24 protein-coding genes are annotated in these 24,688 nt (G+C 36.2%); 6 read left to right on the forward strand and 18 right to left on the reverse strand.

Annotated features, from left to right (window positions below):
- Positions 1–242 precede the first annotated feature (242 nt).
- From ACJ2A9_RS19040 to ACJ2A9_RS19050, 3 genes are all read right to left on the reverse strand, one after another.
- Positions 243–1,247 carry a DUF3231 family protein gene (locus ACJ2A9_RS19040; protein ID WP_441423276.1) on the reverse strand — a complete coding sequence of 335 codons (1,005 nt, stop codon included), beginning with the start codon at positions 1,245–1,247 and terminating at the stop codon, positions 243–245.
- Positions 1,248–1,675: 428 nt separating this feature from the next.
- The gene (locus tag ACJ2A9_RS19045) at positions 1,676–2,287 is read right to left on the reverse strand and encodes a class I SAM-dependent methyltransferase (RefSeq protein WP_441423277.1); all 612 of its coding nucleotides are present in this window, start codon (positions 2,285–2,287) and stop codon (positions 1,676–1,678) included.
- 225 nt (positions 2,288–2,512) lie between these two features.
- On the reverse strand, positions 2,513–3,772 hold the full coding sequence (locus tag ACJ2A9_RS19050) for an MFS transporter (protein WP_441423278.1): 1,260 nt from the start codon (positions 3,770–3,772) through the stop codon (positions 2,513–2,515).
- A 276-nt stretch (positions 3,773–4,048) separates the two neighbouring features.
- On the opposite strand from ACJ2A9_RS19050, the gene ACJ2A9_RS19055 reads away from it, so the two are divergent.
- From ACJ2A9_RS19055 to ACJ2A9_RS19070, 4 genes are all read left to right on the forward strand, one after another.
- The gene (locus ACJ2A9_RS19055; protein ID WP_441423279.1) at positions 4,049–4,510 is read left to right on the forward strand and encodes a hypothetical protein; all 462 of its coding nucleotides are present in this window, start codon (positions 4,049–4,051) and stop codon (positions 4,508–4,510) included.
- Between the two features lie 138 nt (positions 4,511–4,648).
- Positions 4,649–5,116: a PCYCGC motif-containing (lipo)protein gene (locus ACJ2A9_RS19060; RefSeq protein WP_441423280.1), complete on the forward strand. Its 468-nt coding sequence runs from the start codon at positions 4,649–4,651 to the stop codon at positions 5,114–5,116.
- A 255-nt stretch (positions 5,117–5,371) separates the two neighbouring features.
- A complete protein-coding gene (locus ACJ2A9_RS19065) occupies positions 5,372–5,509 on the forward strand; it encodes a hypothetical protein (protein ID WP_441423281.1) in 138 nt (45 codons plus the stop codon).
- 445 nt (positions 5,510–5,954) lie between these two features.
- Positions 5,955–7,070, forward strand: a complete 1,116-nt coding sequence (locus ACJ2A9_RS19070) for a histidine kinase N-terminal domain-containing protein (RefSeq protein WP_441423282.1) — start codon at positions 5,955–5,957, stop codon at positions 7,068–7,070.
- Positions 7,071–7,231: 161 nt separating this feature from the next.
- Here the strand turns inward: ACJ2A9_RS19070 and ACJ2A9_RS19075 are convergent, their stop codons facing one another.
- The 12 genes from ACJ2A9_RS19075 to ACJ2A9_RS19130 all read right to left on the reverse strand — a co-directional run bounded on the left by ACJ2A9_RS19075 (position 7,232) and on the right by ACJ2A9_RS19130 (position 19,748).
- Complete coding sequence (locus ACJ2A9_RS19075) at positions 7,232–8,398, reverse strand: DUF2812 domain-containing protein (protein ID WP_441423283.1); 1,167 nt, start codon at positions 8,396–8,398, stop codon at positions 7,232–7,234.
- A 302-nt stretch (positions 8,399–8,700) separates the two neighbouring features.
- Positions 8,701–10,179: a protein adenylyltransferase SelO gene (locus ACJ2A9_RS19080; protein WP_441423284.1), complete on the reverse strand. Its 1,479-nt coding sequence runs from the start codon at positions 10,177–10,179 to the stop codon at positions 8,701–8,703.
- Positions 10,180–10,251: 72 nt separating this feature from the next.
- Complete coding sequence (locus ACJ2A9_RS19085) at positions 10,252–11,502, reverse strand: ABC transporter permease (protein ID WP_441423285.1); 1,251 nt, start codon at positions 11,500–11,502, stop codon at positions 10,252–10,254.
- Positions 11,495–12,394: an ABC transporter ATP-binding protein gene (locus ACJ2A9_RS19090; RefSeq protein ID WP_441423286.1), complete on the reverse strand. Its 900-nt coding sequence runs from the start codon at positions 12,392–12,394 to the stop codon at positions 11,495–11,497. The genes ACJ2A9_RS19085 and ACJ2A9_RS19090 overlap by 8 nt, the downstream gene beginning before the upstream one ends.
- Before the next feature lie 244 nt (positions 12,395–12,638).
- Entirely contained in the window at positions 12,639–13,436 is a 798-nt protein-coding gene (locus ACJ2A9_RS19095; RefSeq protein ID WP_441423287.1) for a SurA N-terminal domain-containing protein, read from the reverse strand.
- A gap of 818 nt (positions 13,437–14,254) precedes the next feature.
- On the reverse strand, positions 14,255–15,523 hold the full coding sequence (locus ACJ2A9_RS19100) for an MFS transporter (RefSeq protein WP_441423288.1): 1,269 nt from the start codon (positions 15,521–15,523) through the stop codon (positions 14,255–14,257).
- A 278-nt stretch (positions 15,524–15,801) separates the two neighbouring features.
- Positions 15,802–16,374, reverse strand: coding sequence for a CBO0543 family protein (locus ACJ2A9_RS19105; protein ID WP_441423289.1), 573 nt, complete (start codon positions 16,372–16,374; stop codon positions 15,802–15,804).
- A gap of 166 nt (positions 16,375–16,540) precedes the next feature.
- The gene (locus ACJ2A9_RS19110) at positions 16,541–17,641 is read right to left on the reverse strand and encodes an FAD-dependent monooxygenase (protein WP_441423290.1); all 1,101 of its coding nucleotides are present in this window, start codon (positions 17,639–17,641) and stop codon (positions 16,541–16,543) included.
- Between the two features lie 18 nt (positions 17,642–17,659).
- On the reverse strand, positions 17,660–18,406 hold the full coding sequence (locus ACJ2A9_RS19115; RefSeq protein ID WP_441423291.1) for a GTP cyclohydrolase II: 747 nt from the start codon (positions 18,404–18,406) through the stop codon (positions 17,660–17,662).
- A gap of 241 nt (positions 18,407–18,647) precedes the next feature.
- Complete coding sequence (locus ACJ2A9_RS19120) at positions 18,648–18,887, reverse strand: glutaredoxin family protein (RefSeq protein WP_441423292.1); 240 nt, start codon at positions 18,885–18,887, stop codon at positions 18,648–18,650.
- Positions 18,884–19,204: a bacillithiol system redox-active protein YtxJ gene (gene ytxJ, locus ACJ2A9_RS19125; RefSeq protein ID WP_441423293.1), complete on the reverse strand. Its 321-nt coding sequence runs from the start codon at positions 19,202–19,204 to the stop codon at positions 18,884–18,886. The genes ACJ2A9_RS19120 and ytxJ overlap by 4 nt, the downstream gene beginning before the upstream one ends.
- Positions 19,205–19,382: 178 nt before the next feature.
- Complete coding sequence (locus ACJ2A9_RS19130; RefSeq protein WP_441423294.1) at positions 19,383–19,748, reverse strand: putative zinc-binding protein; 366 nt, start codon at positions 19,746–19,748, stop codon at positions 19,383–19,385.
- A 474-nt stretch (positions 19,749–20,222) separates the two neighbouring features.
- Here ACJ2A9_RS19130 and ACJ2A9_RS19135 point away from each other — a divergent pair, with 474 nt between their 5' ends.
- Positions 20,223–20,393 carry a hypothetical protein gene (locus ACJ2A9_RS19135; RefSeq protein ID WP_441423295.1) on the forward strand — a complete coding sequence of 57 codons (171 nt, stop codon included), beginning with the start codon at positions 20,223–20,225 and terminating at the stop codon, positions 20,391–20,393.
- 89 nt (positions 20,394–20,482) lie between these two features.
- Here the strand turns inward: ACJ2A9_RS19135 and ACJ2A9_RS19140 are convergent, their stop codons facing one another.
- Entirely contained in the window at positions 20,483–21,376 is an 894-nt protein-coding gene (locus ACJ2A9_RS19140; protein ID WP_441423296.1) for a cupin domain-containing protein, read from the reverse strand.
- Positions 21,377–21,628: 252 nt separating this feature from the next.
- Here ACJ2A9_RS19140 and ACJ2A9_RS19145 point away from each other — a divergent pair, with 252 nt between their 5' ends.
- Positions 21,629–21,811 (forward strand): DUF3896 family protein, encoded by a 183-nt coding sequence (locus tag ACJ2A9_RS19145; RefSeq protein WP_441423297.1) that lies wholly within the window; start codon positions 21,629–21,631, stop codon positions 21,809–21,811.
- 84 nt (positions 21,812–21,895) lie between these two features.
- Here the strand turns inward: ACJ2A9_RS19145 and ACJ2A9_RS19150 are convergent, their stop codons facing one another.
- The gene (locus ACJ2A9_RS19150; RefSeq protein ID WP_441423343.1) at positions 21,896–23,182 is read right to left on the reverse strand and encodes an ATP-binding protein; all 1,287 of its coding nucleotides are present in this window, start codon (positions 23,180–23,182) and stop codon (positions 21,896–21,898) included.
- A 242-nt stretch (positions 23,183–23,424) separates the two neighbouring features.
- Positions 23,425–24,675 carry a Zn-dependent hydrolase gene (locus tag ACJ2A9_RS19155; RefSeq protein ID WP_441423298.1) on the reverse strand — a complete coding sequence of 417 codons (1,251 nt, stop codon included), beginning with the start codon at positions 24,673–24,675 and terminating at the stop codon, positions 23,425–23,427.
- Positions 24,676–24,688: the final 13 nt, after the last annotated feature.

Here is a 24,688-nt window from a genome sequence, read left to right on the forward strand (position 1 = left end):
GACTTGCGTCGTTTTCAGCGACAAGATTTAGTATATCACATCATTTAATTCTGCGCAACACCTTTTTTCAAAAGTTATTTCGTTAGAATCAAATGTATTTGCTCGCTCATCAGCGACAAGTAACACTATATCACGTTATTTAATTCTGCGCAAGTAGTTATTTTTAAAATCTTTTTGAGGAAAACTATCTTTTTGCTCAGGAATAATAACTTACCATATCTATTATGGCTGATCAAGTACCATTATCTTTTTATCAATTGCTCACGGTCATCTGCTTGTGGCGGCTCCTCCATCCAGCCATACTTAATCATGAGATTAGTGCCATCTTCAGCATAGAGCCCTAATTCCGGAATTAATGACGCATATTTCATTCCTATATCTCTTCTAGGACTCGCCGCTATCGCCATTCCATAGTTTCCAATGCCTGATGCAATCATCGCTGTTATATGAAAGACAAGTAATTTATCTGAAAAAACCTTTGTAGTAGAGTCGGTAACAAACGTATCCCAACTCATTGGGGCAGGCAGGTCTTCCTCTATTAAATAGTCACTGAAAATTTTCATATGTTTTTGAGCAAGTTCCTTCCCCCTAACTAAAAATTGCTTTACCTCTTCCTTTTGCGCAATTTGAGAAAATCCTATAATTAATGCTCTTCCTACTGCATTGCTTTGTACATTAAAAAATAAATGAGTAACTTCCACTGCCGTAACAGACCTCTTTTTCCCGAAAAAGCCCGCTAAAAATTGCTGTTTTTTTACAAAATCTACATGATCCGGGAGTGATATATAAGGAGGCTTTATATAAGTCCCTTGTTTTAACATTAAATCACGAGTAAGATCCTGTAATTTAATCGCCTTCTTTAGCACCCTTTGATGAAATTCAACAACATCTGGACGTGTTACTAGACCAAGTGCAGCACTATTGGCAGCAAGTGCAAGAATAGACATATACCGTAAGTACATTAAAATGAATGTATCTGAAAACAGTTTCGGAGCATCTGGGTTTACATCTTTGTCAGTAAATCCAATCGGAATCGGAAAGTTTTCTTTTTCAAAGATTTCCTGCATAATTAAAAGGTTTTCTTTCGCCTCATTTAATGTGAACTCAATAATTGGACGTACTTCCTCGTCCTCTATCTTCTCTAAAAAATATGTATTTACACATGTTGCAAGCGTATCATTAATATATTGAGTCCATAAACACGACAATTCAGCAGATGTTAACCGAATTTTGGATTTATCTTCCATAAAAAGATCCTCCTCCATTAAACTTAACAAATAATATCTCCAGAATGGTGGTAAATCATCCGTTCTATATTTGTTAGTTTATTGATGAAAAATAATGCCATAGTGATAAATGAAATCCTCTTTATTTGTGAAAAATAAAAACAGTGTTACCATCTAACACTAAAATGAAAGCAATGTGGAGGGATACATGTTGAATCTACTTTTTCATTTTTTCCCAACATTATATGTTAAGGTACTCCGTATAGTAAATGTGACAAGAAACATGAATGCTAAGTTAAGCAGACTGTTACTACCATTTTTCTATGGGGCACTAGGAATTCGATAATGATATCTCGCATTGCCTAAAAGAGGATGTCTCTAAGTAACAGTCACCTCATTACAAAGTATAGAAGTTCTATATTTTGTAATTGTTCGAGGAGCGCTGTCACTTATATGACATCCTCTTCCAAATCTTTTTTCTTTACTTCCATCAAAATAAACAGCCCTTTGTAATAAGTTTTTTGATTCACTACTTGAAGTCCATTCGCTTCGATCAACTGAACTGTTTTTCGATTCAAGCAGCAGCCGTCGCTCACCTTTTTCCAGTAAGGTGTAACCCAGTCCTGAAGTTTGGCAAGAAATGGGTGATTCATCCTTACATGTTCAAACAAAAGGATTTTCCCTTCTCGTTTGCACACTCTTTTCATTTCCCGAATTGCCGCTTCCGGATTAAGAATTGTACAAAGCGCTAGCGTAGCCACAACTGTATCAAAGGTTTGATCAGCAAATGGGATATGCTCAGCACGCCCTTTTATCACTTTTATAGGGACACACGACTCTCTTATCCTCTTACTCGATCGTTCAATCATAGGCTGACTAGGTTCAATCGCCGTAACATGGTCAACAGAATTATAATAAGGAAAGTTAATACCTGTTCCTGATCCTACCTCAAGAACAGAACCATATGCCTTTTTAAGCATGTTCCTTCTTATTGGTTTGAAATTTCCATTTTCTAATGGACTCATAACAATGTCATACCATTTCGCAAATGATTTTCCCATAATAGCTTCACCACCGTCTCTATAATTCATAAGATAATTTCTTATTGTTTTTATGGCAATCCATTAGCACTATACACTCCTCAAAATATTGGAAAAGATTCACCAATGAACAATCTCTCCTTCTATGTTAGAGTGGATGTAAGTTAACGCTCCTTTGTTAATTTGTTTATGTTTGTTTGTTGTTTACGGGAAAAGCCAGGGATCCACGATGGATACCTGGCTCTTTTATTTTCTTAGAAATATTTTTTCATTTGCCGATTCCTTCTCTGCCGGCTTTCCGATTTCTAATAATACTCTGTTTCGACCAAAGAATAAAGTCAGAACTAACATCAGTATCCCTGTACCAACAAGAAGCCATTCGATCTGAATCACATCAGCGATCGGACCGAAAATAAGCATTCCTAACGGCATCATCGAAGTCGATATCATTCCAAACACACCAAATATTCTCCCTAAGTAATTAGGATCTACCCTCTCCTGTAATAAAACTGTCGTTGGTGTATTAAAAATTGGCATCGCAACACCAAATACCGCCATAAACACGAGATAAAGCCAAAAGATTGGAGAAACACCGAGGGCAAACGTACAAATTGCCATCATTGTACTTGCTAATGTCATCGTATGGATTTTATTTTGAAAGCCTCCCCATACCGCGATAATTCCTCCACCTGCCATCATGCCGACGGAAAAGGCAATTTCAATCGCTGTTAAGCGCCAAATGTCTTCACCAAAGCTACGCGTTACTTGCAAAGGCGTTAAGAAGGCTGCTGGTGCCATTAACATGAAAAAGATCGCAAAAAACAGAAAAAACCTTTTCAAAAAAGCTTGATGACCTATGTAGGTGATCCCTTCTTTGAAATCATTGAAATAGCTTGTTGTCTGCTGCTCAGATGCCTTCTTATGTACTTTAATTCTTACAAATATTAGTAATGTAAAAATCGCAATTGCCGCAGTAATAACATCAATAAAGAAAATAAGCTCTAACGAAGACATTGTCAACAGCGCTGCACTGACCATTGGCGATACGAACATAATCACCGCTTGAATACTTCCGTTGATCCCATTTATTTTCGTCAAATGCTCTTCAGGAACGATTTGCGGCAAAATCGCACCAACTGCTGGCGTTTGAATTCCTGTTCCAGCTGCCCGAATTGCCGCCATGAAAAATAGCAACCAAATCGCATCATATCCCATTAAAATAACAATCGCGAGAACGAGTGTCGCTATCGCAATTAGTGCATCTGCTAAAATAATTAATATTTTTCGATTGTAGCGATCTGCCCACACTCCCGCAAACGGTGACAGGATGAAGGTTGGGATAAAGCCACAAATAATAAATATCATCATCATTATCCCTGACTGAGTCGAAAGCGTTACATACCAAAAAATTGCATATTGGACTAACGACGACCCAAAAAGTGAAATCGTCTGACTGCTTAAAAAGAGGATAATATTCTTTTTCCAATTTTCGGTTATATTATTCATCTTAGTTAGTACCTTCTCTATTCTAAAAATAATTGTCGTTCTTGCTTCCATTGTTCAGATTTTCAACTTCTATATTACCCCATAAAATGAAACTTCCATCAATTGTTTTTTCAATAATTTACCCTTTCTTTACTGAAAATTGCACTTTCCTATAATTAGACGTAAGAAGTTTCCTATTAGTAACACTGAGCCTACACTTTGACATAGACACAAAACCTCTTACTTATTATGGTATACTAATCAAGCTACTATTTCAGACAACACATTGGAGGAAACATGTTAACATTTGAAGAAAAATTAACAATCATTGAATCATTTACTGAGTTAGAAAGAAAAGATGTCTCATTAGGAAGAGTCAATTTTCAATACCCTGACAGCTCCTATGATCAAAAGAATGTTGTTTATCATTTGCATCCTAATGGAAATGGCTTTGTCTATGCCGGAAAAATGACTGGCTATCAGACAAATGACAAAGGAATGGTAAATATCCGCGACTTTACTGAAAAAGCCCTGCGTTCAACAATAAGAAAAGCAATTTTATCTCTAACGCCAAAGGAAACTGAGGAATTACAAGATCCTGCAGAAGAAGTTTGGATCAATGACAATACCGTAACACTTACCTTGTTAAAGGAAGATGAGATGTGGAACGTCTACGCGGATGATTTTTTGGATGGTACATTTACAACATACAAAGAAGCAACAAACTATTTGGAAGCAGAAGGTTTTTCAAGAATATAAAAAATATTGGACAATTTATGAACTTCGAATATATTTCAACATCTAATGACAAAGTTCGCATATAATGATACTATCAATTTCATTTTATTAAAATAATTTCATAAGCAGAACTATGTATTCTTAGTTAGGAGGGGTAGTATGAAGCACCGCTTTTTGATGGGAATGATACTCGTCTTACTCTTAGTTATTGCAGTTGGTTGCAGTTCAAGTAATGAACAAGCAGAAGACGTACTCGCCCTATACAATTTCCCTGATTATGTCTATCAAGCAACATATCCTGGGGCGCTGGATGCTTATCAATATGCTGTCGATGTCAAGGATGAAGAATATTTGGATTACATTCCTTGTTATTGTAATTGTTTTGTAGAGCCTTTCAATCACAATAATGTGAAAGATTGTTTTATCAATAACGAAAACACAACAGAGGATCTACTTGTTTATGATCCGCATGGCGCTGGATGAGGCATCTGTATTGATATTGCACTGGATGTGCAACGACTTAAAGAAGATGGAAAGCCACTAACTGAAATACGTGATTATATTGATGCTAACTACTCACAATATGCAGATCCGACTCCAACACCATATCCACCTGAAGGGCTGTAAGATATAATTAAAAAGGATGTCTCATAAGTGACACTCTCCTCGACCGAAAAGTTATAGAGGTTCCATCGCACATCAACTTCTATATTTTGTATTCGAAGGAGCCGTTATATTACTTGCGAGATATCCATTTTTGTTCCTTCAAGAAATTGACCATATTTTTACCAAAATCCTCTTCTAAATTGAATTGCATTTCGACCCTCATATACATAAGACCATCCTCGAAAGGTTATATTGAAAGAGGAAGGTGAGAGCGATATGAATAAACGAATAACGAAACTAACCTATGAAGAAATCGATCAACTTCTTGAATCAGTTGATAAGGATAGTTCTAAAGATATTAAATGGAAATTCGTAACCGAAGAGGAAATGGACTCCCTCTTACAAACTCCTTAACAAACGGTACTCACAAACATTTCTAATCCTGTTTAAATTTGTTTTGTATTTCTAATAATCAACACTGAATAAAGCCACTAAAACGTAGCTAATACAATAAATTTGTTTGTTCAATTTTTAAAAAGCAAATCACTTATGGTGAATTTGCTTTTTTGCTGTAAAGATTTAAAATTCCTCCAAAAAGGCTATACCATATATATGCAATCTACCAACTTTTCCAGCAAAAATTCCCGTTAATTTTCTACTGATTTTCTACTATTAACAATAAAAAAAGTGATATAATTTTACTATTAATTTATAGCTTTTTGAACAAATACAAGATTAATCATAAAGTAAATCACCTTTAGCACCTAAAAAGTGTGTTCATGACTAAAGAACTTGATTAATACTTATCCATTTGTTTTTCGTTTTTTACAGTTAGAACCAATTAAGGTAGGTGAACATTTTGACGTCAAATAAGAATTCCAGGTTTGAGACAATCGCTCAATACCTTACTCAGAATGAAGCATATTACGTAAAAACCTGGGAAGATAATATCTTAATCGATACTATGGATGATCAAGTTCGACAAAATGGCTATATGATGCTTAAAATTGTCATAAAATCGCTCATTGAGGGCCTTTCTTTAAGTGATCTAAAACATTTAGCCTATAAAGTTGCCAAAGAAAAGGTTGAAGCAAATAGTAACATTGGGGAATTTGTATATAATGTCAACTTAGGAAGAAGCATCATCATTAAATATGTTTTTAAATCAGGTATCAAGTTAGAAGAGTTGGAACCGGTTATCGAATTAATCAATGAACAGTTCGATCATTTTTGTTACTTCGCAGTTACCCACTATACGAAATTAAAGGATAAAGAATTACAGGAGAAAAACTTATATATTAGACAAACTCATAAGGATAGATTGGCCCTTTTAGGTCAGATGTCCTCAAGTTTTGTTCATGAATTTCGAAACCCTTTAACTTCAGTTATTGGTTTTATTAAATTATTAAGAAACGATCATCCAGAACTTAAATATTTAGATATTATCGACCTGGAATTAGATCAATTAAATTTTAGAATCACCCAATTCCTTCACACGTCAAAAATGCATATCGTTACAGAAGAGCGAATGGAAAATGTTTCTCTTAAGACGCTTATAGATGAGATTATTAATTTTTTATATCCTAGTATTGTTGACAGAGATATCAATATAATTACCAACATAAATAATGAGTGTATGATCAAAGTTGTCAAAAATGAATGGAAGCAAGTTTTTTTAAATATCATCATGAATTCAATTGATGCTGTAACTCTAAATAAAAAGAAAAAAGAAGTAACCGTAAATTGTGATCTAATAAAAGAACACATCATTATTACTGTATCAAACAATGGGCCAGCTATTCCTAATGAAACTAGAAAAACAATTTTTGAGCCTTTCTATACTACAAAGGAGTTAGGAACAGGGATTGGGTTGTATGTTTGTAAAAATATCATTGAAAAATATAATGGTACAATAACATGTTCCTCAAACGATGAATTCACTACGTTTACCATTTTCCTTCCTTTAAATAAATAATTCTTCTGAATGAGGAATTCTTAATATGATAAGCAAGTCCAATAAAAAAGTCGGTTTCCTTAACCGAAAGGATCCGACTTTTTAATGCACTTCCCCCCCAAGAATCATTATAACTCTGTATATTTACATGAAAAACATTTGATTTACTATCATGCCATTAGTTAATCATCTGTTATTTTTGTAAATGCTCCCTCTATCATTGTTTCAATTGGTTCCATTCCAAAATAGACGATCAAGAATACGTGATGATCTTCTCTAGCAACAAAGGACGACATAATATGATCTTCCTCACTCACCCATAACTCATCAAAACGGCTTGTAAGTACACGATCATAACTTTGATTCAGAGATGTGTTCTGATCGATGATTGCTTGAACGAATTTTTTTGCAATCCATTCAGTACGAACCTCGTAACCATAAGACCAAATTGCAGGCTGATACGTTCCACTGTTGTCCTCCCACATGACCCCTGGGACTTCAACAGTCTGTATTAACTCATATTGCTTAGGTACTAAGATGCTTGAATTAATTTTAAAGTAATTGAAAGGATCATCAAGATCGGTTCTATATTCAGACTCATTCATGAAATCAGAAAGCTGAACAACAGGTAATTCCCCAGGTGGAATAGGTGAAAATCTCTCTTCTTTTATTGTGAGAAAATTCGTAAAAACCGAGATCACCCAAAGAGTTACAATAAAAAGGACAAAACTAGCGATCCATTTTTTTCGCTTCAGCTTTCTCTTATAATCAACATTATGATCTAGTAGCTTTCCTGACTTTAATTTTTTCATTAGCTTTGACATATGGATCATCCCGCTCACCATTGTATAGCTAACAAAAAGATAAGTCACAAGCAAAAAAAATGAATCTACAAATCTATCATGTATGTAGTTTCCCATGGGATGAATACTCAATTTTCCTAACGCCAAAACCATCAAAAAGAAGGATAGGACCAACGTAAGTATTCCCCTCATGAAGATACTTTCTTTAAGCGTTGAAAAAGACTCAGCTTGCTCGGAAGCATCCGTATACATTTCAATTCCACTCTCACAATTAATTTCTCGAAACACATAAATGGAGTGTCGTGAGCCGACATGCTCCCAACCCGCTTCTTTATATTGTTGAATTCTTTCCTCGCCATCGAATAGCTTGAACACATCACAGCGATAATTTCGCACCTCAGGATCGCACTGCTCAAACTTAGCAAACAAATGACTAAGCCCAACAAGCCTCCACCCTTGTAATGACATATGGGAAAACCACGATTCCAACTCTTCAATGTCCCAACTATCTAACCAGATAATTCTCCTCTTCGCTTTATTTTTCAAGGATAACATCCTTTCTCTGTATAATCTGATTATTCTACTAGTTAATAAAATACTACCATTATAATATCGTAGAATGTGAGGAATTGTTGAAAATAATATAGAGAGTGCACCGACGATTCGTTTACTTAGCATCTTTTATTATCTTACCTTAACAAATACATACTAGTTGATGATACAAGAATTTAATTTGAATGTGGGATTTTCATAATATACATGTGAACCTTGTAAATAAATGTACTAAAAAGAAAAAAAGCGCAGCTCTCTAACATGAGATTGCAGCGCAATTTTTATTAAAAACAAGGTCACGTCCCACAATACGTCCGGTACGGTCGTCCCGACGGCGAAGGAAGCGTCGCGTATTTTTCCTGTTCTATCGTATGCCCGAACGGGGTTGAAAGCACCTTAAGAAGTCTCTCCATGACACTGTAATCCTCATTTCTTACCGCTGCTTCAAGTGCTTCTTCCACCCTGTGATTTCGAGGAATTACCGCTGGATTGCTGTTTTTCATCAACTGAACCGTATCATCTTTTGACTGCTCCTGTCTGGTTAATCGTTCCTGCCACTTTAAATGCCATTGTGAAAATTCTGTTGAAGTAAACAGATCACTATCGTCTAGCTTATCAAATGTAAGGGCACGAAACGTATTCGTATAATCTGCACGATACTTTTCCATCATGCCGAGGAGCTCTTTAATAAGCGCTTCATCCTGTTCCTCCTCATGAAATAATCCTAGTTTCGCTCTCATTCCTGAAAGCCAAGTTGAATGATATAGCTCAATATAATCTGACAGCATATCCTGAGCCATTTTAACTGCCTGCTCCTGATCAGCCTCAAACAACGGTAACAGCGTTTCAGCAAACCGGGCAAGATTCCAACCACCTATTTGCGGCTGATTGCCATAAGCATACCGTCCATTTATATCAATCGAGCTGAAGACCGTTTTCGGATCATAGTTATCCATGAAAGCACACGGCCCATAATCAATCGTTTCTCCACTGATCGCCATGTTGTCGGTGTTCATGACTCCATGAATAAAGCCGACAAGCTGCCATTTCGCAATCAGGACAGCCTGCCGCTTATATACTTCCTGAAACAGTGTAACATATCGATTTTCACCTAGTTCCACATTTGGAAAGTGGCGCTCTAACGTGTAATCGGCCAAAAGTTTGAGTTCATCCTTTGTCCCCCACTGTGCAACATACTGAAATGTGCCGACACGTATATGGCTAGCTGCTACTCGAGTTAGAATGGCACCTGTCTGAGCGGTTTCACGATAAACCGGCTCCCCAGTTGTCACTACCGCCAGACTACGGGTTGTAGGAATGCCAAGGGCATGCATCGCTTCACTAATAATATATTCACGAAGCATCGGACCAAGCGCCGCCCGTCCATCACCACCACGAGAATAAGGTGTTCGGCCCGAACCTTTAAGCTGAATATCATAACGGTTACCTTCGGGAGTGATCTGCTCGCCTAGGAGCACTGCCCTTCCGTCGCCAAGCATGTTAAAATGTCCGAACTGATGGCCAGCATAAGCTTGAGCTAGTGGTTCAGCACCATCGGGAATCTTATTCCCAGCAAACACATCTACACTCTCATCATTTTTCAGTGCAGCAGCTTTCAACCCAAGATCATTCGCTAACCGTTCATTTACGATTGCCAGCTGAGGATCACGGACCGGAGCCGGATTAAGCTTTGTAAAAAACGATTCCGGCAAACGGCGTCTATAGCTGTTATCAAAATTCCACCCTGCTTCATTACTTCCTTTTTCCTTTGTCATATGTCTTCCTTTCTTTTCTTCATTTTATCTCTTATTTCTATATAATTCTCTGCGCTCACCAAATTATTATTCTTATTTTTTCGTTAAATCAATCGCATTTTTAATATCTTTGAATGAGTTTGATTTTCCATACATCAATACTCCACCACGATATACCTTCGCTCCAAATACAGCAAGAATGGCGATTGTAACAACAAGGATGAAAATGCCTATAATTGGCTCAATTGCTGCAATATTCAGCATTCCCACTCTTAGGAACATTACCATTGGCGTAAAAAACGGGATATACGATGAGATTGTAATAAAGGTTGATTCTGGATTCCCAAGACCAAACATTGATATGAAAAAGCCAACCATGACTAATAATGTCATTGGAAAAATCATTTGTTGCACATCTTCAATCCGACTAACGATTGAACCAAGTAATGCAGCAAGTGTAGCATATAAAAAGTAACCGAGTAAAAAGAAAAGAATCGCATAAATAATAATCGAAACTGAAAGGTCACTAAATCCGAATGAATCAAAGAATCCACCTACTAGCACTTCTTGATTACTCATTATAGATGCAGAACCGATCAGTAAAAATAACGTAATCTGGGTCAGTCCTACCAAACCAATACCAATGATTTTGGCAAACATCTGCTTCACTGGCGATACACTAGAAATTAAGATTTCCATCACCCGTGAGGACTTTTCCGTCGCCACTTCCATAGCAATCATACTCGAGTACATAATAACCGCGAAGTAAATAAAGAACAATAATACATAGACAATTCCCCTTGCTTGGTTTAACTCTTCCTCTGATTTCGCACCTTCAACTAATGCTTCATTTGTAAAAGAGACCGGTTCATTCAAAATAGCCAACTCTTCAACAGTTAAATCGAGTTGTGTTGCCGCAAGATCGGACTTGATTGTTTGTAATGCCACGCGCAAATCTGAAGGTACAATACTAGCAGCAAGAGATTGCGATTTATACAACGCCTTAGGAAAATCTTTTTCATCATATGAAAGAATAAGTAATCCAGTATAATCCCCTTCTTCTACCCGACTTTCAAGAGTTTCCATCGTTTGCTTTGAGACTTCGAGATCGATATATTCATTTATTATGCTTACTTGCTCGACTAGTTGTGGAAATAATACACCCGTTTCATCAATCACCACTATACTTTCACTTTTGTCATCACCTTGAACATAGTCAATAATCTGCCCCATGTTCGATAAAATAAAAATCCCTGCAGCAACAATCAAAGTTGTAATAATAAATGATTTTGATTTCAACTTGGAAAAATAAGCATGAGCAAGCATAATCCAAAAATTACTCATAGGAAGTTCCCACCTTTTCGATAAAAATATCATGTAATGACGGTTCCTCTAATTCAAACTTCCTAACAAAGCCTTTAGCCACGACCTCATGAAACACCTTTTCAGCAATAGGTTCTGACTCGACTTGAAGCAATACGCCTTCCGTTGTTTCTTTCATTTTTACAACTCCCGATACCGATTGCAGGAAGGTTAAATCAAAATCAGCATGGATCGATACGTTTTTCTTCCCAAACGATCGTTTGATTGATTTCAAATCCCCATGAACAATTGGACGCCCTTTATGCATAATACAAAGCTTTTCACACAATTCCTCAACATGTTCCATCCGGTGACTAGAAAAAACAATGGTCGTTCCACAGTCACGTATTTCCTTCACCGCTGCTTTCAATAGTTCTACATTTACTGGATCCAAGCCACTAAATGGCTCATCAAGGATTAATAATTTTGGTTTATGTATCACTGCCGCAATAAATTGGATCTTTTGCTGGTTTCCTTTTGAAAGCTCTTCCACTTTTTTATGTTTGTACTCAGGTACATGAAAACGCTGCAGCCAAACATCCAATTCCTTTAAAATATCAACCTTCTTCATCCCTCGTAACCGAGCAAGGTAAACAATTTGTTCACTAATTTTCATTTTTGGATACAAGCCGCGTTCCTCTGGAAGATAGCCAATTTCAGGACTTGTCGTATAATTAATTTCTTTTCCATTCCAAGTGATTGTTCCTTCTGTTTGGTCAAGCAACCCGAGAATCATACGGAAAGTCGTCGTTTTTCCTGCACCGTTCCCACCTAAAAAGCCAAACATTTCACTGCTAGGAATTTCAAGTGACAATGAATCAACAGCCGTAAAATCCCCAAAGCGCTTTGTCACATTTTTCAATTGTAAAGCCATCTCTGTATCACTCCTCTCCACATTTTTTACGATGTTCTTAAATAGAAAGTTTCAATAATTCAGGGAGTTGGCAATATATGTAGACTATCTACTAACACTTATACACTTTCATTAGTCATTATTTTTGCACTTCATCTCCAGTATTAACCTTAACGCGCAGGGATTATCGAAATCCCTTTCCTAAGAAATTCTTAGTAACACGAAAAAAAAACAGGTCCAAAGTTTGAACCTGATTTAGTAATAATTATAAATAAATTGTAACGTCGCCTTCTTCAGTGAGCTTTTCTACAAGTGCCTGAATTCCTTCTGCTCTTTTTTGATTTTTTACTTCTTCCTCAAGTTGTGGTTTTATTTCTTCAAAAGATGGAATTTCTACATCTTCCCCACCCATTTGTTCTTGCTGTGCTACTACCATATTATAATATTCTTCGATCTCTTCATTGGTTGGTTGAATATCCCCAGACTCACTAGCAATAAGCTTGTCAACTTTTACTTGTAATTCTACTTGGGACATTACTTCGTCTTCATCCATGCCTTGTTCAGCCAAAGCAGCCAGGAACTCTTCTTTCGATGCAAGTCCATTTTGAGCTGCGATTCCATCAAGTGTTTCATTTATGTCTTCTTCTGAAGCTTCAAAACCAGCTTTTTCAGCTTCCTGTATGAGAAGCTTCTGACCAACTAAACTTTCTGCAATCTGTTGTTTTAATTGTTCTTGATCAACCTCTTGTCCAAACATCTGGGATTGCATCGCTAACTGCATAAATTGGCCTTCGTAAGTCGTTACAAATTCTTCTTTCGATATTTCTTCACCATTTACTTCCGCTACAACATCAGGAATGCCTTCTAAGTCAGGCTCAGGCATTTCCATCTGTTCATTGCCTTCTCCGTCCTCAGGAGCTCCATCACTATCTCCAACAGTTTCTTCCTCCTGCACATCAGTACCATCATTATTTTCCTCAGCTGATTCATCGACACCACCGCATCCAGCTACAACTGCTAATAGTACGGCAAGTAATACTCCTAGTAACCACTTCTTATTCATGTTATTATCCCCTTTCCAACTCTTGCTGTTGGCTATTGTACCATACCATTTCTGTTGAAACATCCCCATTCCAAACTAGAAAACGAAAATAGCTTTAATGATTTTCATCTCTTATAAGTCTGAGAGACGATCAAACCAAGTGTTACACTATACATCATGTAACACTGTGTAAAAATAACCAAAATTTAATAATGTACTAGTGTTACAGCGACTATCTTGTTCTTCCCCGCTATTGTTTGTAATAAATTAAAGATATTTGCTTGTATGAGCAATATAAGAAAATACTAACCTTCAGAGACACTATAAAGTAACCATAATAAATATTTCTTTTTATTTAATAATTATTATAATAAAATACATTGATTTATTAATGAAAAATGATATCATTTTAATTAAAGATAACAATGAAAAATGTGTAACATCGTACAATGAACTGAATATTATAAGTAGTAATTCCCAATGGAAATATAACAATTCATTTTCATTTATAATTTATTTTTCTCAATACTATCATTTTTCTTTTTCATATAAGATGTCCACTTAAGTACCTGTTATCCATCAAGCAAACATAACCCTTCACCACTGACTCCCTTTACAAACAAGATTTATTTACTTCTAGAATGAAAGGAGAAGGTTATAATGGAATCATCGAAACAAACATGCCCAATATGTCAAACAGAGGTTAAAAAACTAAAACATAGTTTACTTTGTAAATGCGGATTAAAATTAAAGCGTCCAAACCAAAAGCAAACCGCCTAGATTATAATACAAGGCGGTTTGTCAATCATGTAATCACTTTTCATTTTTTTGTTACTTCACTATGCAGCCTTTGATATTGTTGGCTTCTTTTTGACCATGATTACAAAAAGAGTAGCTATTACACATAGAACCCCTGCTGTTAAAAATGTAATCGTATATCCATGGAATATTTCATAAAAGTAGCCGCCTATAAATGCTGCTACCCCTGCCCCAATTTGATGAGCAGCAAAGATCCAACCGTAAATCGTCACTCCTCGTTCCTTACCAAAGTAGTCTGATGCTAACCGAACCGTTGGTGGTACAGTAGCGATCCAGTCTAACCCGTAAAAAACCGCAAAACCAATAAGCAATACATAAGAATTTAACTCAAATGCTAACGGTAATACGAGTAATGACAATCCTCGCAACCCATAATACCAGAATAAGAGCCAACGATTATCAAACCGGTCTGATAACCAGCCTGACAGCATTGTTCCAATAATATTAAATAGACCCATGAATGCTAGTAAACTAGCAGCATGTACTTCAGGTATACCATGATGTGAAGAAGCCGGAATAAAATGTGTGCTAATTAATCCAACAGTCGAAAAGCCGCAAATAAAAAAGCTAAGCGCCAATAACCAAAACGGTAATGAACGGACACCAATACGAAGAACATCAAACGCTTCTTTAATCGGATTACGTTTTGGTTCAACTTGAGATGTCTTAATATGTTGTTGAACTGCTCCATAAGGCAATAAACCTTTGTCTGCAGGAAGATCCTTCATCCAAATTGCGATCACAGGTATAATCACGGCACATAAAAAAAGAAAAAACAGCAGACCAACCCTCCAAGAGTAGGCTTCCGTTACATAAGATAAGAATGGAAGGAAGATCACCTGCCCAGCTGCAGTCCCTGACATAAGAAGTCCAAGCACAAATCCCCTGCGTTCATCAAACCAGTTATTTGCGACCCTCGCTGAGAGAACAGTAAGATAGACACCACAACCAATTCCGATCATGATACCCCATGTTAAATAAAGTGACCAAATTCCAGTCATAAGCATGCTGACTACCATTCCGAGCACTAACAAAAGCATGCCGTAAACCATCATTTTTACGATACCGATTCGCTCCATCCCCGCCGCAATAAAGGGACCTGATATTCCATACAACGTTAAATTAATTGCAAAAGCAAGCGAAATCGCTGACCTACTCCACTCAAATTCCTGCTCTAACGGAACAATCATAACACCCGTGACCGACCTGATTCCAGCTGCAATTAATACTGCAAAAAATGTAATCCAAACTATGATCCAGCCATAGTGTATTTTATTTTGGCTACCCATCTCTCTCACTCCTACATTACGATTTATCTTCTTAGGGGACATTAAGTTTTTTTAAGCACTGGCAGGACATCTTTGACCATCGTTTTCCAACCGCAGAACATAATACCAATATATTACCATATAAATAGTGGAAATCTTCCAAAATATATAAAAAAAGCATTGCCCCTTGTACATATGGGAATGCTTCCATTCAATATGAATCTTTATTATAAGTCGTTTAACGTATGAAATATCAACACAAACTTAAGCTTACTAATGGAACCAAGCAAATAAACATGTTAAAATACATCTTCTAAAAACGAATGGTAGAAATAGTCTACCCATTTGTCAAATCTAGAAGAAAACACATGTTTTTTGGTAACTGGAACTTTAAATTTTACGATGAAAAATATCGTTGAACATAAGGTAAGAACACATGTTATCATTGGTCTCTTCGTAAATAAATAACTATAAACAAACATCTTCATATAGAGGAGGCTTGTCCAATAAATATTCCAACCATGCTTATATTGAATCAGCTTGTTTTTATGGATGAGTAGTTCAATGCTACTTGCCACAAAAACAGCTTTCATAAGATAAAGAACTTGTTTCGTTAAGGTTTGCGGGAACTTAGACAAAAATGAAAGGACTAGTAACGGTGTAACAATAATTACATGAGCTACTCTAATTACTTTCCAGTTTATCCCAACTGGCATAAATTCCCATACCAAATGCCTTTTACAGACAATATAATAAAATGTATTAACTATGCTGACAAAAACTAAACTTTTATAATATTTAGGAATAGCTCGCCAAGACTTCCGAAATAAATTATAAAGAATAATACTTAGTATTAAGATAAAGTGTTTCATTGTTTTCTCCTTAGGATATTTATCTCAATACTATTATTTCCATTTAATTACAATATATGTAAATATCGTAAACTCTCTTGTTTATTACCCAAAAATGTCACACCCATGACAAAAGAGCGGACATATATGTCCGCTCAAAGGGTGCATCATTGCCCCGACTGACAACTCAAATAAGTTGCACAGGAGCAAATTGCAGTTTGAACAACTTTTCACTATCAATTTGTTTTTTCTGTTGCGCCTCAACCTCTGCTCTTCTGTCTTTTTCAAACACTTTGAGCTGCTTGGTACTTGTGTTTTGTTTACGGATCGCTTCGCTAATAATCGGTGCAAGCACATGAGCATCTTTTATCGCACAGTTAATTCCAATTGCACCTGTTGGCGTCATCGTATGAGCTGCATCCCCAATTATCACTAAACCATCCTTCACCCATGTGTCAGAGCGAGAACTTTCTACCTTCAAGCAGACAAAGTCATCCCAAGATTGGAGATGCTCTTTTACAATACTCCTTAATTCCGGAAGATTCTTCATTAGAGGCTCAAGCAAAGGTTCGATTGGCTTTTTCCTTAAAGAGGAATAAGCACCCTCTTTAATGTTCCATCCAATTTGGATAAAACCGCCAGTCTGTGTGAAAAGTGCTAACTGATGTCCATCAACGAGTAACATCCTTGTTGTTGGCTTCCAGTCTTTCGGAGCCGGGATTTTTGCCCATAAGACGTCATATCCATGAGACAAATGGACGGTCGGAATGTTAGCTAGCTTTCTTATTGTAGAAAAACGTCCGTCCGCTCCGACAACGAGCGAACTCGAAACTGTGACTTCCTCTCCGTCTCTTATCCCTTGTACACCGCGATAACTACCATCCCCATCTTGAAGCAACTTTGTCACTGTAGTGTCCATTAACAATTGAAACTGCGGAAAACGTGTTGATTCCTCGATTACTGCTGTAAGTAAATGAGGTTGCGGGATGTGAATACCAACATGACCTACCTCTGTGCTCGGCTCAATACTTTTTACAATCTGACCGTCATCAAAGTATTCTACCTTTTTCATTTTAAGAATGCCTTTTGCTTTTACTTTCTCAAACAATTGATGCTCCTTTAACAGCATCTCTGTTTCATACGTAATATGTTCACCTCTAAATTCCCTCTTTCCACCGTTCGAGCGTTCTAACACAATGGTGGATATCCCATTTTTTGCAAGTAAATAACCTAATACGATTCCCGCAGGTCCGCCACCAACTATACAAACATCAGTTTCTAGATGCATCGTCCTCACCTTTTCCGTTCATGAACTAAATAATTCTGAATCTACTCTGTACATATGCCCCGACTTTTCAATTTTCGTTTGCAAATATCGTTTATTGTGTGCTGAGATGTCACCCCATAATGGTACTGAACGGTCCACAATCATTCCTGCTTCACGTAAAGAAGTAATTTTTTTCGGGTTATTTGTGATTAGACTGACTGGTTTTACTCTAAACGTTTTAAGCACAGTAATCGCCTCACTATAGGTGCGGTGATCATCCTCAAATCCTAGATGTTCATTTGCCTCAACCGTATCAAATCCTTCTTGCTGCAAGATGTATGCTAATGACTTCGAAAATAAGCCGATGCCGCGGCCTTCATGATTTGCTAAGTAGAAAAGGGCTCCGCTGCCATTTTCTACAATCATAGTTAGCGACTGCTGCAATTGAAAACCACAGTCACAGCGTTTGCTGCCAAAGATATCCCCAGTATGACAAATACTATGGAAGCGAATAAATGCTTGATCTGCACTCGAAAAATCACCATACACTAAAACTGATGATTGTTGTGCTGAAGCAAGATCAGCTGTCGGTAACGCTTTTAACAGCTCGTCTTTATCCGAAGGTAAGTCACGCAGCGAAAGCCATGTATACCATTGAAATGTTGCTTCTCTATCATTGAGTTGAACAGGAAGCTGTATTGGTCCAACAAGAGCAAGGTCATGACTATCAACTTGATGCAGTATTTCAATCTTTTGTTCTAAGATATTATAAATTGGTCCATTCATTTATCTATCTCTCCTTTTCCTGTCCATCTATAAACCATATCTATAAGATTAATAGTTTTTTAATATGAATAAAAGTTAATTATAGAATAACAAAACACATACAGTTGGTCAACAATATTTTCTTATATATGAATATTAGTTTCGTATTAAGAATAATAGGTAGTGTCTTCAGATAAAAACACTTTGATACAAAATAAGATGACTCCAGAGGTCCAGTAGGAACCCTAGAGTCATCACTTTCTTACTTCTTCGCTTTTTCTACAAGTTTTTTCAATTCTGGTGTAAAACCCTTTATCGCTAAATCTCCAAACACTGTAACAGGCACACCCAAGAAACCAAATTTCTCGACTTCCCGTTGATATTCCTCACTAGCCATCACATCTCTTACCTCAAATGGTATACCTTCCTCGGTTAACATTTGTTTCACAAAGTTACACTCTACACACCCGTCGGTAGAATAAACGATCACTTTCTCACTCATGCTTTAACAGCCTCCATGAGCGCTGCTTTCGTAATTTTCCAATGAGATGTATTCCAGCGAACATTGCCATCTTCAAGTAAGAAAATTTGCGGCGATTCATGCTTAATCCCAAAATCTTCAGCAATTCGATTCGAAACAGGGCGATCTTCAATCACTAAGACGATCGCTGCAGAGATACCGCTTTCATCCACAAAGCCGACTACTTCTTCGTGGGCTTTTGCACTAATTGGACACGTGGTACTATGCTTGAATAGCAAGTGTTTTCCTGGCTGCTGAACAAATTGTTTCATTTCTTCGATACTTGTAAGTTGCTTCATTGTTTGCACCCCTATATTTTTTATTCAACGTTACTTTACCACACAATTGAAAACTTACCTAAAATTTGGCATCTCTATACTTTTTATTTTTATTGGACGCAATGGCTTGTAAAAACAAAAAATGCACTAGAGATCAGTCTCTAACGCATTTACTTTGTTTTTAATTTGTTGTTTCTTCCTATAATTTATTTCCAGTCAACTCTAAAATTTGGTCATATGCTGTCTGATAATGTTCAGGATTTGGATCTTCCCCGATAATTTTTGGAACATCAAAGTCAGAAAGGACGAAATGATGCAAGGGTATCACATCATGCCTGCCTAAACAGGCTTTGGCACAGGACAAGGTACAACCGTCAATTGCAATAATTTCGCGTCCCGACTTTGCTGTTTTAACAAGCGGCAGTACATCACCACCAACACCTGCTATACAGGACATCTCTGCAATCTTTTGACGATCCATCTTAATGGCAATCATATTTGCCGTTTGTGCTGCAGAAGAACAGCCGGAACAAGAATAAACGAGAGGTAAATCCGTTTTTTTCATTTATGCACTCCCCCTACCTCTTTTTGATTTAAAACAAAACTAATTTTTCAAAAAAACTCAATAATAATAAACCTTATTCTATCGAAGATTTTTTCTGACTACCGTGAGATGCATCACATAAGTGACAAAAAAAGGAATAAAATATTTTTGAATAAAATCAAGAATTTCTAGATAAAACTCATTGTTAGGGTTATTAATATCAACCTTTAGGGGAGTTCATTACAAAAAATAAGGAAAGTCCCTAATTACAATAAATATAAAAATCTAATAAAATCAAATTATATTAAATATGTAGAAATGGTTTTACGAAAAGGAGACAAAGGCCAATGCTTATGCTTATAGGTACGTTCATTATCTGTTATTTAATGATGATTAATTACGTCATTTAGTATGAACGTAAAGTTTTAAAGTAAAAAATCATTATTTGTTTGCAGTTTTACATGATAGTTAATAAAAGAATTAGGAGTGGTTCTTTTGAATATCTATACAAAATTCACCCAGTACATAGTACATTCACTTATTTCTCAAAGAAAAATAAATCTACAAGAATCAGATTTAATGTACATAAGTAGAGAAATAAAAGAAATGAATGCAAAAATAACAAAAGCTGAAGAACCAGGATGGTTAGTCGTTACTTTAGATTAACCAATTAATTTTTCTTAATTACTATAACAAACAAAAAAGAGCCCATCACATATATAATATGGATGAGACCCTTTTTCAATGTTGAATAATTAGTGATTATGGTGCTCTTCGGCAGCCATAGCAATTTCTTTCGTTTCATGAACTGTTCCATATGGATGCTGAGGCGGAGCATAAATTGAATACAGTTTGATTGGAGTATCCCCTGTATTAATAAGGTTGTGCCACTTACCAGCGGGGATGACGAAGGCAAAATCATCATAAACTTCTTCTTCAAAATCTAAGTGTTCTTGGCTATCACCCATTCGTACAAGTCCTTGACCTACTTCAATACGGATAAATTGATCAAGATCCGGATGCATCTCTAAACCGATGTCCTCACCAACATTAATGCTCATTAACGTTACTTGCAGATGGTCTCCAGTCCATAACGCTGTTCGGAACGTGTTGTTTTTCTTACTAGCCTCCTCAATGTTAACAACAAATGGATCTGGTCCATAATCTGTTAATTGATTTAATACCTCATCATTCATAGAACGAAACCGTATAGCGTTTTCAGTATTTATTGCCCCCAAAAATACATTTCGAACTTGTGGATGTTGCGTAAGTATACAACTACGTTGATATTCTTCCTGCCCTTTTCTCTCTGCCTCATACGCTTTTTGTAAACCTTCTCTATAACTGTGAAACGGAACTTTATCTATTTTGTACCGTGGTTGTCTTCCGGTTAACGTCAAATATACATTCGTAAATTGAGTAAAATTGGCCTTCTTTCTTTCCAAAGCCTGAAGAATATCATATTTATGCTTTTGATTTGGTACAACACTTACCAATCGCTGATATAGGTTAATTGCTGAAGCTTCACCTTTTATTGCAGAAAGAATTGCATCAACAAGTTGTTCATCTCCGTTTCGTGTCATATGTTCTGAACGGTAAAGTGGTGTCTGTACATGTGTGTAATAAGGATATGGATACCCATAATACATATTTGTTCATTCCCTTCACAGTTTTATCAACTTATCATATGCCTATTAATAGAGAATGTACTTTGTATTACATACATCATTCACAAATCATTCATTAAATCTTCGCAGATTGGCAATATCTTCGATGAAATCGCTTTAATAAAATTATGTATAATTAAGTTAGATAAAAAATAATTTTCCTCATTACATTACATTGCTTTGTCATTTCACAAAAATTTTTTTACATTATAAAAGCACAAGGGGTGTTGGAATATGGACTACAGAGAAGTTATGGAAACTTTAGAAGCTGTAAAATATTCATTAATGGCAGAATTGAAAAACCCGGACTTATCGATGGAAGAGAAAGAAAATATTAAAAAAACAATTGAAAATTATGATTATATAATTGAATTAACAGAAATGAATCACTTTGAACGAGGTCATGTCGTACATTAAAAGAGCGAAATAATTCGCTCTTTTTTTGTTCCTCTTTATTTAAAAATAATAGTTTAGTTCGTTATGTATGTATTGAGTATTGAGTTAATTGATCTTTTGATTAGCCAAAGTGGTAACAGCTGGCAATCTTACTGTAAAACAAGTTCCTTCACCTAATTCACTTTTTACGTTGATTTGTCCTCCAAGTGATTCAATGACCGAGAAGACAACTGTCATTCCTAGTCCTGTTCCTTTTTCTTTTGTTGAAAAATAGGGCGTCCCTAATTTTTCAATTTGATCACTCGTCATTCCCTCCCCAGTATCTTTAATATCAATTAGGATCGTATCATTTAATCCTGATACAACAAAGTGCAGTGTACCACCCTGTGGCATTGCTTCTATACTATTTTTCCCCATATTAATTAGACATTGGCGAAAACTTTGTTGATCTCCTATGAACGAATATTTTCCGCTTGAATCTAGTTTGATTTGAACATGGTTCATTAACGCATAAGGTGAAAGGATATTTTGAACATGCTTCATTTCATCAATTATATTAATTTGTGTCATTTTTTTTGTACTTGGCTTTGCAAACGAAAGGAAATCATTAATGATTGTTTCCGCCCGATTTAATTCGCTTAATGAGAGATTCACATAATTTTTTCTTTTTTCAGTTGATACATCATCACTTTGTAATAATTGTAAGAAGCCTTTAACAACGGTCAACGGGTTTCGTACTTCATGTGAAATACTTGCTGCTAACTGACTGACGACTTGTGCTTTTTCTGTTTGAATCGCCTGCTCCCTTATCAAAATATTCCTGCGAATCGCTTCAATTAAATAAATCGTTAATGCCGTAGTTAATCCTTGAATAAGTGCATATGGAAACAGAGATTCAACAAGAGTTATGCTCGCAGCCTCATTTTTATAAAAAATAAAAAACAAGAAAAATACCATTGAAGCAGAAACAATCGACATCAAGGATGCTAGCAACACTTTAAAACTAAGCCCTATTTTCAAGTAAAATGTTCTAAGGAAAAGACCAGTCAAAATAATTGAACTGATGACAAAGTAGTTAATATAAACGCCTTCTCCACCAATAAAAAGTCGATAAAAAGCAATCGTTAAAAAGAGAATGATCCCATAACGAAAACCACCATACAAAGTACCGAGGAGTAAAGGAACGTGGCGTAAATCAAATGTAAATCCTGGTGCAAATACAACGGGAAAACCTAAACATAAAATAACTGATCCCGAGGCAAACAAAATCGGAATAACTTTTTTTACCTTATGATTCCCTTTGTCCCGGTCAATCCAAAATAATTGATAGAGTAAAATTGGAACGATAATAAATAGGACATTTAATAGAAGGACTTCGATGTTATTATTCATTTGAAACAATTCTGCAACCCCATTCAATTAGTAATTCTATTCATCAAAAAAGCTCTCTTTTTAAATTTTACAAAATTACTATTTGATTTAATGTGTGAAAAGTCACATGAACATAAAAATGCAACTATTGTAGTGTAAAAAAGATAATATGTAATAATGAGAATACTAATTGAATGAATGTAATTAGCAATAAACTAGTATAGCGAACAGCGCCAGACACTGTTCGCTAATATTTAAAAATTCTAATTATCAAAAAGAATTAAAGAACGTGCTAACGCTTCTACTCCTAAAGCAACATCCTCATATGATGTCCATTCTTCTGGACAATGACTTCTTCCATCTTTACTTGGTACAAAGATCATTCCAATTGGAGCAATCTTTGCTAATTGATTAGCATCATGACCCGCTCCACTAGGCAGCGTAATCGTCTCTGCTGTTTGCTCACAGCCTTTTTTAACTGTATCAATCACTCTGGAATTTACTCTAATTGGCTCCGATTTTGATAAGCAATCGAACGAAATCGATAAGCCTCTCAAGCTTTCAATAGATTGTCCTCGTTCTATCAGTCTATTCATTATTTGCTCCATGAGCTCTGTCTCTAGTGATCGTATTTCTAAATCAAATACAACTCTTCCCGGGATCACATTCGATCCGTTAGGTTCTACATTCAGTTTGCCAACAGTCCCAACAACTTGCTCAGAATATGTTTCATTACAAATATTTTCTAATGCTAAAATTAATTCTGACGCACCTGGTAAGGCATCAAGCCTCATATTCATTGGTGTCGTTCCGGCATGATTTGGTCTCCCTTCTACAATTACTCGATAGCGCTGGATGCCGACAATGCCCGTCACTACTCCTAGTTTTTTATTGTTTTGTTCTAGGACAGGTCCTTGTTCAATATGCAATTCTAAATAAAGTGCAACATCGCCCTCATTTCTTGCTTGTTGGCGAATCCGTTCAGGGTGTCCACCCATTTGACGGATTCCTTCCTTAAGAATTAGTCCTGAAGGATCCTTTCGTTGTAACATATCATCCGTTAAGTTATTAACCATACCACGACTGCCAATTGTAGAAATACCAAACTCACTCGGCTCTTCTGCAGTAAAGTCTACAATTTCCAGTGGATGTCTTAACTGAATGTTTTCTTCCTTTATTCTTCGCGCAATTTCTAGTCCGGCTACCACACCGATAATACCATCAAAACGTCCTCCTCCCATAACCGTATCCGTATGAGATCCAATCATGATAGGTGCTAAACCCTCTTCTTTTCCAGGAATTCTACCAATTAAGTTTGAAGCGGAATCGATGCTAACTTCTAATCCATATTTCGTCATTTCATTTTTTAACCATTCTCTGCTTTCTTCATACCAACGTGTAAATGGTCTTCGTGTCCAGCCCGGCTTTGTTAAATCAACTAATTTCGCCAATGTTTCAATATCATTTTGGATTCGAGCCGTATTTGGCTTTAATTGAAAATCCTTTGTGATCATTTATTTAAACCAT

The sequence above is a fragment of the Anaerobacillus sp. MEB173 genome (assembly GCF_052119505.1).
GTDB lineage: Bacteria > Bacillota > Bacilli > Bacillales > JBJMAU01 > JBJMAU01.

Coding starts and splice junctions, on each gene's coding strand:
- ACJ2A9_RS19040 (WP_441423276.1), bottom strand. CDS start 1,247: ATGGAAGATAAATCCAAAATTCGGTTAACATCTGCTGAATTGTCGTGT.
- ACJ2A9_RS19045 (WP_441423277.1), bottom strand. CDS start 2,287: ATGGGAAAATCATTTGCGAAATGGTATGACATTGTTATGAGTCCATTA.
- ACJ2A9_RS19050 (WP_441423278.1), bottom strand. CDS start 3,772: ATGAATAATATAACCGAAAATTGGAAAAAGAATATTATCCTCTTTTTA.
- ACJ2A9_RS19055 (WP_441423279.1), top strand. CDS start 4,049: ATGTTAACATTTGAAGAAAAATTAACAATCATTGAATCATTTACTGAG.
- ACJ2A9_RS19065 (WP_441423281.1), top strand. CDS start 5,372: ATGAATAAACGAATAACGAAACTAACCTATGAAGAAATCGATCAACTT.
- ACJ2A9_RS19080 (WP_441423284.1), bottom strand. CDS start 10,179: ATGACAAAGGAAAAAGGAAGTAATGAAGCAGGGTGGAATTTTGATAAC.
- ACJ2A9_RS19085 (WP_441423285.1), bottom strand. CDS start 11,502: ATGAGTAATTTTTGGATTATGCTTGCTCATGCTTATTTTTCCAAGTTG.
- ACJ2A9_RS19090 (WP_441423286.1), bottom strand. CDS start 12,394: ATGGCTTTACAATTGAAAAATGTGACAAAGCGCTTTGGGGATTTTACG.
- ACJ2A9_RS19095 (WP_441423287.1), bottom strand. CDS start 13,436: ATGAATAAGAAGTGGTTACTAGGAGTATTACTTGCCGTACTATTAGCA.
- ACJ2A9_RS19100 (WP_441423288.1), bottom strand. CDS start 15,523: ATGGGTAGCCAAAATAAAATACACTATGGCTGGATCATAGTTTGGATT.
- ACJ2A9_RS19105 (WP_441423289.1), bottom strand. CDS start 16,374: ATGAAACACTTTATCTTAATACTAAGTATTATTCTTTATAATTTATTT.
- ACJ2A9_RS19110 (WP_441423290.1), bottom strand. CDS start 17,641: ATGCATCTAGAAACTGATGTTTGTATAGTTGGTGGCGGACCTGCGGGA.
- ACJ2A9_RS19115 (WP_441423291.1), bottom strand. CDS start 18,406: ATGAATGGACCAATTTATAATATCTTAGAACAAAAGATTGAAATACTG.
- ACJ2A9_RS19120 (WP_441423292.1), bottom strand. CDS start 18,887: ATGAGTGAGAAAGTGATCGTTTATTCTACCGACGGGTGTGTAGAGTGT.
- ytxJ (WP_441423293.1), bottom strand. CDS start 19,204: ATGAAGCAACTTACAAGTATCGAAGAAATGAAACAATTTGTTCAGCAG.
- ACJ2A9_RS19130 (WP_441423294.1), bottom strand. CDS start 19,748: ATGAAAAAAACGGATTTACCTCTCGTTTATTCTTGTTCCGGCTGTTCT.
- ACJ2A9_RS19140 (WP_441423296.1), bottom strand. CDS start 21,376: ATGTATTATGGGTATCCATATCCTTATTACACACATGTACAGACACCA.
- ACJ2A9_RS19145 (WP_441423297.1), top strand. CDS start 21,629: ATGGACTACAGAGAAGTTATGGAAACTTTAGAAGCTGTAAAATATTCA.
- ACJ2A9_RS19150 (WP_441423343.1), bottom strand. CDS start 23,182: ATGAATAATAACATCGAAGTCCTTCTATTAAATGTCCTATTTATTATC.
- ACJ2A9_RS19155 (WP_441423298.1), bottom strand. CDS start 24,675: ATGATCACAAAGGATTTTCAATTAAAGCCAAATACGGCTCGAATCCAA.